This is a genomic window from Cyanobium sp. BA5m-10 (assembly GCF_024346255.1).
GTDB classification, from domain to species: domain Bacteria; phylum Cyanobacteriota; class Cyanobacteriia; order PCC-6307; family Cyanobiaceae; genus Cyanobium_A; species Cyanobium_A usitatum.
Genome location: NZ_JAGQCP010000069.1, coordinates 1 through 9,801 on the forward strand (window position 1 = coordinate 1; position 9,801 = coordinate 9,801).

At 64.7% G+C, this 9,801-nt stretch carries 11 protein-coding genes; 8 read left to right on the top strand and 3 right to left on the bottom strand.

Going from position 1 to position 9,801, the window contains the following annotated elements:
- The 7 genes from KBY85_RS14730 to KBY85_RS14760 all read left to right on the top strand — a co-directional run.
- Nucleotides 1-577: glycosyltransferase (locus KBY85_RS14730; RefSeq protein ID WP_254962218.1), on the top strand; the 577-nt coding region annotated here is incomplete at its 5' end.
- Between the two features lie 197 nt (nucleotides 578-774).
- Nucleotides 775-1,923, top strand: coding sequence for a GDP-mannose 4,6-dehydratase (gene gmd / locus KBY85_RS14735; protein ID WP_254962219.1), 1,149 nt, complete (start codon nucleotides 775-777; stop codon nucleotides 1,921-1,923).
- Nucleotides 1,923-2,336 (top strand): nucleotidyltransferase substrate binding protein, encoded by a 414-nt coding sequence (locus tag KBY85_RS14740; protein WP_254930827.1) that lies wholly within the window; start codon nucleotides 1,923-1,925, stop codon nucleotides 2,334-2,336. Before gmd ends, KBY85_RS14740 begins: the two co-directional genes overlap by 1 nt.
- Entirely contained in the window at nucleotides 2,333-2,677 is a 345-nt protein-coding gene (locus KBY85_RS14745; protein ID WP_254962220.1) for a nucleotidyltransferase family protein, read from the top strand. The genes KBY85_RS14740 and KBY85_RS14745 overlap by 4 nt, the downstream gene beginning before the upstream one ends.
- Nucleotides 2,674-3,675: a GDP-L-fucose synthase gene (locus KBY85_RS14750; RefSeq protein ID WP_254930829.1), complete on the top strand. Its 1,002-nt coding sequence runs from the start codon at nucleotides 2,674-2,676 to the stop codon at nucleotides 3,673-3,675. The genes KBY85_RS14745 and KBY85_RS14750 overlap by 4 nt, the downstream gene beginning before the upstream one ends.
- A 115-nt stretch (nucleotides 3,676-3,790) precedes the next feature.
- Nucleotides 3,791-4,015: a hypothetical protein gene (locus tag KBY85_RS14755; protein ID WP_254930830.1), complete on the top strand. Its 225-nt coding sequence runs from the start codon at nucleotides 3,791-3,793 to the stop codon at nucleotides 4,013-4,015.
- Nucleotides 4,016-4,235: 220 nt separating this feature from the next.
- Nucleotides 4,236-4,379: a hypothetical protein gene (locus KBY85_RS14760; RefSeq protein ID WP_254930831.1), complete on the top strand. Its 144-nt coding sequence runs from the start codon at nucleotides 4,236-4,238 to the stop codon at nucleotides 4,377-4,379.
- A gap of 387 nt (nucleotides 4,380-4,766) precedes the next feature.
- On the opposite strand, the gene KBY85_RS14765 is transcribed toward KBY85_RS14760, so the two are convergent.
- A complete protein-coding gene (locus tag KBY85_RS14765; protein WP_254962221.1) occupies nucleotides 4,767-6,047 on the bottom strand; it encodes an MFS transporter in 1,281 nt (426 codons plus the stop codon).
- A gap of 71 nt (nucleotides 6,048-6,118) precedes the next feature.
- Here KBY85_RS14765 and KBY85_RS14770 point away from each other — a divergent pair, with 71 nt between their 5' ends.
- Nucleotides 6,119-7,717, top strand: coding sequence for an alpha/beta hydrolase (locus KBY85_RS14770; RefSeq protein WP_254932267.1), 1,599 nt, complete (start codon nucleotides 6,119-6,121; stop codon nucleotides 7,715-7,717).
- Nucleotides 7,718-7,720: 3 nt separating this feature from the next.
- Here the strand turns inward: KBY85_RS14770 and KBY85_RS14775 are convergent, their stop codons facing one another.
- Both KBY85_RS14775 and KBY85_RS14780 read right to left on the bottom strand, forming a co-directional pair.
- Entirely contained in the window at nucleotides 7,721-8,887 is a 1,167-nt protein-coding gene (locus KBY85_RS14775; RefSeq protein ID WP_254932266.1) for an ATP-binding protein, read from the bottom strand.
- 135 nt (nucleotides 8,888-9,022) lie between these two features.
- Nucleotides 9,023-9,801: ABC transporter permease (locus KBY85_RS14780; protein WP_254962222.1), on the bottom strand; the 779-nt coding region annotated here is incomplete at its 5' end.

A 9,801-nucleotide genomic window follows, 5' to 3' on the forward strand; every position in this document is an offset into this window, starting at 1 on the left:
CGTGCTCTATTCCGGCAACCAGGGCCGTTGCCACGACCTGGTCACCCTGCTCGGTGCGGCCCTGCTGCTTAAGGACGAGCCCAGCTTCCAGTTTCTGTTTATCGGTAAAGGGCCCCAGCACCAGCGGGTGCGCCAGCTTGTCTACGACTGGGGTCTCAGCAACTGTCGCTTCCTGCCCTATCAAGACCTTGATGTGTTGCCCTATTCGCTCACCAGTGCCGATCTGGCCGTTGTGAGCCTGGGCATTGATGCCGAAGGTCTGGTGGCCCCCAGCAAGCTCTACGGCCACCTAGCCGCCGGCACCCCGATCGCGGCGATCACTCCCCCCGGCTCGGATCTGCAGCGCTTGGTGCAAAACCACGGCTGCGGCCGCTGGTTTGCCAATGGTGATTCAGCCCAGCTAGCCGACTGGATCCGCCAGCTCCGGGTCCAACCCGAGCTAGCCGCTGCCTGTGGTGCCGCCGCTCGCGAGCTGCTGCTCAGCTCTGCCTCGCCCCAGATCATCACCGCGCGCTACTGGTCCCTGCTCCAGCGCCACCTGCCAGCAGACAAGCAGCTCAACACCTTGGCGCCTTAGCCACCAGATGAACCGCGTACGGCATCGGTGGGCAGCGATCTCGCCGGGCAACGGCGCAACGTGATGGTGATTTCATGCGGCTTCTCAATCTGCCCATCGCTAAGTTGCCCGTACTAAGGGATAAGGCTTGAAGTCGCGCTAGAGCTTCTACTGGTCATTACCGGTCATTTCAGCCCCCATTCCCTCTTTCCACCGCCATGACCGTGCCCGCCAAAACCGCCCTGATCACCGGCATCACCGGCCAAGACGGCTCCTACCTAGCCGAGCTGCTGCTGGAGAAGGGCTATGCGGTGCACGGCATCAAGCGCCGCGCTAGCAGCTTCAACACCAGTCGCATTGATCACCTCTACCAAGACCCCCACGAGAGCGATCCCAGGCTCGTGTTGCACTACGGCGATCTCACCGACAGCACCAACCTGATCCGCATCATCCAGCAGGTGCAGCCCGATGAGATCTACAACCTCGGCGCCCAGAGCCATGTGGCCGTGAGCTTTGAGGCGCCCGAATACACCGCCAATAGCGATGCCCTCGGCACCCTGCGGATCCTGGAAGCCGTGCGCATGCTCGGGCTCACGCACAAAACCCGCATCTACCAGGCCAGCACCAGCGAGCTCTACGGCCTAGTGCAGGAGATACCCCAGAAGGAAACCACGCCCTTCTATCCCCGCAGCCCCTATGGCGTGGCCAAGCTCTACGCCTACTGGATCACGGTGAACTACCGCGAGGCCTACGGGATGTATGCCTGCAACGGCATCCTGTTCAACCACGAGAGCCCGCGGCGCGGCGAAACGTTTGTGACGCGCAAGATCACCCGCGGCCTGGCCCGCATCAACGAAGGCCTCGATGGCTGCCTGTTCATGGGCAATCTCGATTCCCTGCGCGATTGGGGCCACGCCCGCGACTACGTGGAGATGCAATGGCGCATGCTGCAGCAACCCGGCACCCCAGAAGATTTCGTGATCGCCACCGGCCGCCAGGAATCGGTGCGGCGTTTCATTGAGCTGGCAGCCAGTCAGCTGGGCTGGGCTGCTGCTGGTGGGCCCGCCATCGAGTGGCAGGGAGAAGGCGTGGAGGAAATCGGTCGCCGCGCTGACACCGGCGCCGTGGTGGTGCGCATCGATCCCCGTTATTTCCGCCCCGCCGAAGTGGAAACCCTGCTCGGCGATCCCACCAAAGCCCAACAGAAGCTGGGCTGGACCCCCACCACCACCTTGGAAGAGCTGGTGGCCGAGATGGTGGCAGCCGATAAGCAAGAGGCGGCCAAAGAAGCCCTGCTGCGCCGCAAGGGCTTTGCGGTGGTGGGCTCGATGGAGAATCCACCCACCAAGTCTGCCGGCGTGAGTTGATGGCAGAAGACATCCGCTGGCAGCAGCGCTTCAGCAACTACAACAGGGCGCTGGCTCAGTTGGAAACCTTCGTAGAACCACCCGCGCTGAACGAACGCGAACAGCAGGGGCTGATCAAAGCTTTTGAATACACATTTGAACTGGCCTGGAATACCTTGCGGGATCTCTTGCGCAGCCAGGGCAATACGACGCTGCTGGGTTCGCGTGACACCCTGCGGGAAGCCTTTCGCCTTGGCCTGATTGATGCGGGGGAAAGCTGGATGCTGATGATTCAAGATCGCAATCTCACCAGCCACAGCTACAACCGCGCTACGGCTGATGCGATCGCAGCTCAGATCCTCAATAGCTACCTGCCCTGCTTCCAGCAACTAAGCCAGAGATTGAAATTGCGAGTTCTAGAAGAGCAGCAATGACCAACCATTGCACCCCTACACCAGCAACTAGCCCAGCGGCTTTCCCCGGAATCCCAGAGAGCTCAGCGAGCCAACTGCTGAATCTGCTCATAGACCAAGCCCAGCTCGAGGCTATCTGGCTGTTCGGCTCGCGGGCCATGGGACGCCATCAGCCAGGATCTGACATTGATCTCTGTCTTGAGGCGCCCCAGTTGGGCCACAGCGATCTCCTGCGTTTGATGCATGCCGTGGATGAGCTGTGCCTTCCCTGGCGGGTGGATCTGCTGCTGCAGCATCAGCTGGATGCCGAGGTGCGGGCCCATGTGCAACGGGTGGGGCGCCCCATCTGGAAGCGCCAATGACAGCCTCTCAATCGACCCTGATCACCGCCGCCGACCGCATCTACGTGGCCGGCCACCGCGGCATGGCCGGCAGTGCGATCTGCCGCGCCTTGCTGCGCTCTGGCTATGGCGATCCGGCCCAGGGGGGTGCCCTCCTCAGCGCCACTCGCGAGCAGCTTGATCTGCTCGATCCCTCAGCGGTTGCGGCCTGGTTTGCCATCAACAAGCCCACGATCGTGGTGCTGGCGGCAGCAAAGGTGGGCGGGATTGCGGCCAACAGCGCCTATCCGGCCGATTTCTTGCTGGAGAATCTCAAAATCCAGACCCACGTGATCGAAAGCGCCTGGCGCAGCGGCGTGCGGCGGCTGTTGTTTCTTGGCAGCAGCTGCATCTACCCCAAACTCGCTGAGCAGCCGATTCGGGAAGAAGCCCTGCTCAGCGGGGCGCTTGAGCCCACTAACGAGTGGTACGCGATCGCCAAGATCAGCGGCATCAAGCTCTGTGAGGCCCTGCGGGCCCAGCATGGCTTTGATGCCATCAGCCTGATGCCCACCAACCTCTACGGCCCGGGCGACAACTACCACCCCACCAACAGCCATGTGCTGCCGGCCCTGATCCGCCGCTTCCATGAGGCAGCCGAGGCCAACTCCCCCAGCGTGACCTGCTGGGGCACAGGTAAGCCCCTGCGGGAGTTTTTGCATGGGGATGATCTCGGCGAGGCCTGCCTGTTTGCCCTCGAGCACTGGCAGCCCGGGTCTGATCAGCTCCAGTTTCTCAACGTGGGCACGGGCATCGACCTGAGCATCCGCGAGTTGGCAGAGGCCGTTGCGGCCGCCACCGGTTTCCAGGGCGAGATCTGTTGGGACGCCAGCAAGCCCGACGGCACCCCCAAAAAACAGCTGGATGTCAGCCGCCTGGCGGCGCTGGGCTGGCGGGCGCGAATCCCTCTTTCTGAAGGCTTGGCCAGCACCGTGGCTGAGTTCCGCCAGCAGCTGGCCCAGCAGAGCGTTCGCCTCTAGAGACCCCATGCGCCAACTTTGTTGTGCTCAAACTATGCGTTTATGCAGCTAGACAGTTGCCGCGATAGGGCCGTCTCCGGGTTGCTCCAGAATGGATAAAAGCCCCCGTGGTGTCATGACTGACCCTTCCCAGCAACCCGCACCCTCCTCCCCTCCTGAATCGCAGCCCGAATTGCAGCCCGAATCGCAGCATGATTTCGATGTGCAGAAGGAGCTGCACCAGAAGATCCGCAATGATCCCGACTACGACGACTGGGAATACGGCACCGAGCCCCTGCCCCACGAAGCCTGGGTCGCTAAGCAGGCCTCCGCTCAAGAACAACCACCGGCCTCGGCCTGAAGCACGGCTCCCTCGGAATCCGTACAACTTCTAGAAGTCGTACGGCTTGTACGGAAATCAGGATCGCGTCGCTCAACACCCCAGGCCGCTAGGCGCCCCAATCAGTACCGGGTGTTTCAAGGCGCCCCCGACCCAATCCGCCCGAAAGCCCCTGCCCTGGATTCCCTGAAAGAACTAAAGCAAGAAATGCTTTCGCGGCTGCGTGCCCAGCATTCCTGCCATGGTTGTTGCCAAGCGCACCAGCAAGAACCAGCTCACCCCCCTGCATCCCGGTGGGGCCGATGCGGTGCGCACGCGATTGGCTGAGCTGGGCATCAGCGAGGCCGACGTGACTGATGCGGCGAACTGGGCGCGGCAACCGTGAGGCCGGCCCCGCTGCGCGCCGTGTTCGACACGAATGTGCTGGTGTCTGCGCTGTTGTTTAGCCAAGGGCGGCTGAGCTGGCTACGGACCAGCTGGCAAAAGGGTCGGCTCACGCCCGTATTGGCTGAGCCCACGGCCCGGCTGCGGATCGGGAGCGCTTGCTCGAGGATCTGCTCCCCTGGTGCGAAAGCTGGTCCGCTGCGATCCCCAGTAGCACCTACCGCGTGCGCGACCCCCACGATCAGGTATTCCTGGATTTGGCCCTGGCTGCGGCAGCCCCTGAGCCCCCACCCCCCTCTGATTTGCAACTGTGCAGGAATTTGTACAGCTTGTACAGATTTCGGACTGGGTTTCACATCGGACTGGGTTTCACATTTTGGACAGGGTTTCAGCTCACCCCTTCTGATCCAAAATCCGCAGCTGGCCTCGGACTGAGTCGCTTCACCAGGTTGAGGCCAGCCAGGCATAGCAGGGTCATGCCGATCCAGAAGCCACCGGCGTGTCTTTGGGCATCGAGGGCTAAGCCGGCCAGCAGTGGCGCCCCTAGAGCGCTCAGGGCAAAACATTGGGAAAAAAGAGCCATGGCCAAGCCCTGGTGCTCCCTGGGACTGAGCTCGATCACCGCTGCGGTGGCAATCGGCAGGAAAGCAGCTGCCCCTAGGGCCAGGGGCAGCTGGGCCAGCAGCACCAGCCAAAGCCCCTGGCTGCTCAGGGCTGAAAAGGCCAGCAGCACCGTGCCCATGGCAAAGCAGGCCAGGCTCAGCCCCAGCCCCTGCGCTATCGGACGCTTGGCCAGGGCCTGACCCACCGGCCACTGGATCAGCACCAGCACGCCTAGCTGCAGGCCAACTAGTAGAGCCCCCAGGCTTTCGGGCATGGCGGCCCGCTCCAGGCCGCCGCGCACCAGATCCAGGGGCAGGGCGCTCTGCATCAGTGCCGGTAGCGAGGTGGCCAGCAGGCTGATCGCTAGTAGCGGCAGTAGTGGCGGCAACCATTGGCGCCAGGGGGTGTGGTCGGCTGGATCGAAGCTGGCAGGGCTAGCCCGCTGCAGGGGCTGCTTTAGCAGCAGCAATACCACCAGCAGTAGGCAGATGATGTCGATCAGGTAGATGCCCCGCAGATGGCCGGCCGCCGCCAGCAGCGCCCCGAGCAGGGCTCCAGCCGCAATCCCAGCCGCATCGGCGCTGCGCACCAATGCATAGCCCCGGGCGGTGGGAATCGGGGCAGGCCCCATGCGGCAGCCCAGGGGCACCGCCAGCTCAACCGCCGGCCAGTAGAGCCCGGCAGCGATGCCGATCAGCAATTGCCCCTGCACGTAGCCCGGGAAGCTGGCCGTGCCAAACAGCCGCAGATCCCCCAGCAGGGCTGCTAGGGCGGCCAGTAGCACCGGTATCGAGCAGGCCAGCCCCCGATCCAGCAGCATGCCGCTCATGAAGCGACCAGCCGTGCCCGCCAGCGCCGCCAGCGCCAAGCCCTGGGTCACCGACTGGGCGCTGAAGGCCGCCTGGTGGAACACGATCGGCGTTAGGTACAGCACCCCACCGGCTCCAAATGAAGCCACTAGGCGCACTAGGGCCACCTGGCGCAGTGCCGCCGGAAACTGGCCCAGCCAGCCGGACTGCGCCGGACTGGCGTTACCTGGCGGACTGGCGGAACGGAAGGGGCGCAAACGGGCCGTTAGCTAGGTGAGGTGAGTCTGGCGCCCTGGCGCGGGAGAATAAGAAACCCTTGCCTTTGGCCTTGGCTCGCCGCTCGTTCCGCCTTTGGTGTTGCTTTGCCGGAGCTCTGGCCCTGGGCTGCATGCCTGCTTGGGCTGCCGAGGAGTTGGTGCTGCAACTCGATGGCCTGGAGCTGCCCATCGACCTGGTGGCCCTGGAGTCTTGGACTCGCCAGCCCGAGCAGGCAGGGAATGGCCTGCAAGCGTGGCTCACGCTGCTGGATTCCCAGAGTCGCCGCGACCTGGTCCGCTTGCTGCAGGCGCCGCTGCTGCGGGATCGCAGCTTTGGGCTGCAGCTGCTCAACAGCTGGACCGGTGAGCAGATGCTTAAAGAAGCCGGCAGCCTGCTGACCACTGGCCCCGCTGACCGCAGCACGGCACCGCTGCTGCTCAGCAGCCTGCGTCAGTTGCTGGAGCGGCAGAGCAGCGTCTCCGCCCTGGAGCTGCTGCGGGCCCTGCCTGTGGCCAGCGTCACCCTGCGCCTCGATGGGGCGCTGCAGCTGGCTGGACAGTGGCGCAGCCAGCTGAAGCGGCAAAACACTGCCCTCCAGCGGTTGCGCCAGCTGCCCCTGCCCCGGCGTAGCTCCAGTCCTTTGGGGTTTACGAGCGCCGTGCGGCGCCAGCCCCAGCGCCTGCAGTTGCCGGTGCCCCATCGGGTGGCGCCCCTGCCTCTGGAGCTATGGCCTGCCCAGCAGGCCCGCCGTGGCCCTTGGCTACTGCTGATGCCGGGCCTGGGCGGCAGCGCCGACCAGCTCAGCTGGTTGGCGGCGGCTCTGGCCGACCGGGGTTGGCCCGTCTTGGTGGTGGTCCATCCCGGCAGCGACCAGCAGGCACTGCAGGCGTCGCTGCTTGGTGATGCCCCACCGCCCGGGGCCGAAACCCTGCCCCAGCGCCTGGCAGATCTGCAGGCCGTGCTTGAGGCCCAGCGGGAGGGTCAGCTGCCTGCTTTGGGCCCGGCGCCTGCGGGGGAGCAGGGAGTGGTGCTGGGGGGGCACTCGCTTGGTGGCCTGGCTGCGCTGATGGGGGCTGGCCTGGTGCCGGAGCGGGGACTTGGTCGCCGTTGTGAGCTGGCCCTGGCGTCCTTGCCGCTCACCAACCTGTCGCGGCTGCTCCAGTGCCAGCTGCCTCGGATCACCGGTGATGGCGACGCCAGCGCAGGCCCCTTGCGGTCCCAGGCCACGCCCTTGCTGGGAGTGGTTGCCTTCAATGGTTTCGGCAGCCTGCTTTGGCCCCACCGCGGCCTGCAAGACCTCAACGTGCCGGTGCTGCTGGTGGGCGGCAGTCTCGATCTGGTGACGCCTCCGGTGCAGGAGCAGCTGGCCGTGTTTGCTGGAGCCACCCATCCCCACAGCCGCCTGGTGCTTGTGGAGGGGGCCAGCCATTTCTCACCGGTGCGTATCGACAACCGGGGCGAAGCGTTGTTTCGACTCGGTGAGGAGCTGGTGGGCATCGAGCCCCTGAAGGTGCAGGCGCTGCTGCTCAACGTCACCAGCGAATTTCTGCAGGGCTTTGAGCATCCATTGCTGCTTTCCCCCCAGCGGCGCGAACAGGACGGCGTCCGGGCCTATGTGCTCGATCGCCACCAGGCTCGCCGCTGGCAGGGGTTGCTGCCGCCGGAGTGAGCTTCAGCGGCTGGCCTGCAGCAAGGTGCAGAGCTGGCTGGGGTTGATCCTCTCGATTCCATCGCCGATGCCGTATTGCTCGTCACCGGCGTAAACCAGGAAGCTCCGCTTTGGCTGCAGGTCGGCCCGGGCCTGATGGAACCCCTTGCCTGGTTTCGCGGCCAGGCCGCGTTTCACCTCGATCGCCCAGCGCTCGGGCCCAGGCAGATCCAGCACCAGGTCCATTTCAGCTCCGGCAGCGCTGCGGTAGAAACAAGCCTGTGTGCGCTCGGGAGCGACGCTGAGCAGCTGCTCGATCACGAAGCCCTCCCAGCTGCCGCCGGCCACCGGGTGGCCCAGGACCGCTTCCCGGTTGTCCAGGCCCAGCAGGGTGTGCAGCACGCCACTGTCCCGCACATACACCTTGGGTGATTTCACCAGCCGCTTGCCGGTGTTGCTGTGGAATGGTGGCAGACGTCGCACCAGCAGCAGGTCAACCAGCAGATCTAGGTAGCGCGCGGCCGTTTTGCCATCCACTCCCAGCCCCCGGCCCAGCTGGGCGGTGTTTAGGAGGCCTCCCTGGTCGTGGGCCAGCATGGTCCAGAAGCGTCGCAGGGTTTCCGCTGGGATCCGAGCACCGAGCTGGGGAATGTCCCGCTCTAGGTAGGTACGAATGAAGTTGCTGCGCCAGATCACGCTGCCGGGTTCATCACCGGCCAGAAAGCTCTCCGGAAAGCCGCCGCGAATCCACAGCAGCTCCTGCTGCGGTGCTCCCACCTCCAGCAGGTTGAAACCCTCCAGTTGCAGGTAGGCGATGCGTCCCGCCAGAGATTCGCTCGATTGGCGCAGCAGATCGAGGGAGGCGGAACCCAGCAGCAGAAAGCGATGGCTCCGCCTGCCGCTGCGGCGGCCCTGGTCGATCAGGCCCCGTAGCACGGCAAACAGCTCGGGCAGCCGTTGCACCTCATCCAGGATCACCAGCTTGTCGGCATGGCTGCTCAGATACAGCTCGGGGTCGCTCAGCCTGGCTCGATCGCCTGGCGATTCCAGATCGAGATAGAGACTCGTTTGATCAGCGGCGATCTGTTCCGCAAGCGTCGTTTTGCCCACCTGCCTGGGGCCCAGCAGAGCCACGGCGGGAAACTGATTCAGCCGCTCGCGCACCAAGGCCAGCTTCTGCCGCTGCAGCACAGGTTCCTCTGCTTTTACACACTATTTATCCTTGCATTTCTGGAGCAAGGCTCCCGATTTGCAAGGATTTTGCAAGTTTAAGACTCAGGTTTAAAGCTCAGGTTTAAGGCTCAGGCTTGAGCTTCAGAGACAAGCTCAGAACTTGATGCGCGGATCGAGCACGGCCACCAGTAGATCCACCAGCACCGTCACCAGCACCACCAGGCCGGCCACCACCACCACGATGCCCTGCACCAGCGGGTAGTCGCGCTGGCCGATCGCTTCCTGCAGCCGGAAGGCGATGCCGGGCCAGGAGTAGGTGACCTCGATCAGCAGCGCTCCGCCGATCAGCGACGCCACGGTGATGCCCGTGATCGTGAGCACCGGCAGCAGGGCATTGGGCAGGGCGTGGCGCAGCACCACCCGGGCCTCGCCCAGGCCGCGGCTGCGGGCTGCTTCCACGTAATCGGAGCCGAGGGTGCGGCGCAGATTGAGTCGCAGCGAGTTGGCGAAGATGCCGCTGAGCAATAGGCCCAGGGTGGCCGCTGGCAGCACCAGATGGCGCACACTCCCCAGCAGCAGCTGCCATTCGCCCGTGGCCAGGCCACTGCGCAGGCTGTCGAGCAGGTAGAAGCCGCTGCCCTCGGGCGGCAGCAAGGTGGGCGGGAAGCGCCCCCCCACCGGCAGCCAGCCCAGCCACACCGCAAACACCAGCTGCACCACCATCGCGGCCCAGAAGGGCGGTAGGGCATAGGTGCCGATGCCGTAGAGCCGGCCGGCGAGATCAAGCTTCCCTTCCGGGCGGGCAATGCCGGAAAAGCCCACCGCTAAACCCACAACGGCAGCCAGCAGCAGGGCCACCACCCCCAGCTCCAGGGAGGCCGGCAGGCTTTGGCGAATCACTTCCGTCACCGGTTCCTGGTTGGTGAGCGAGG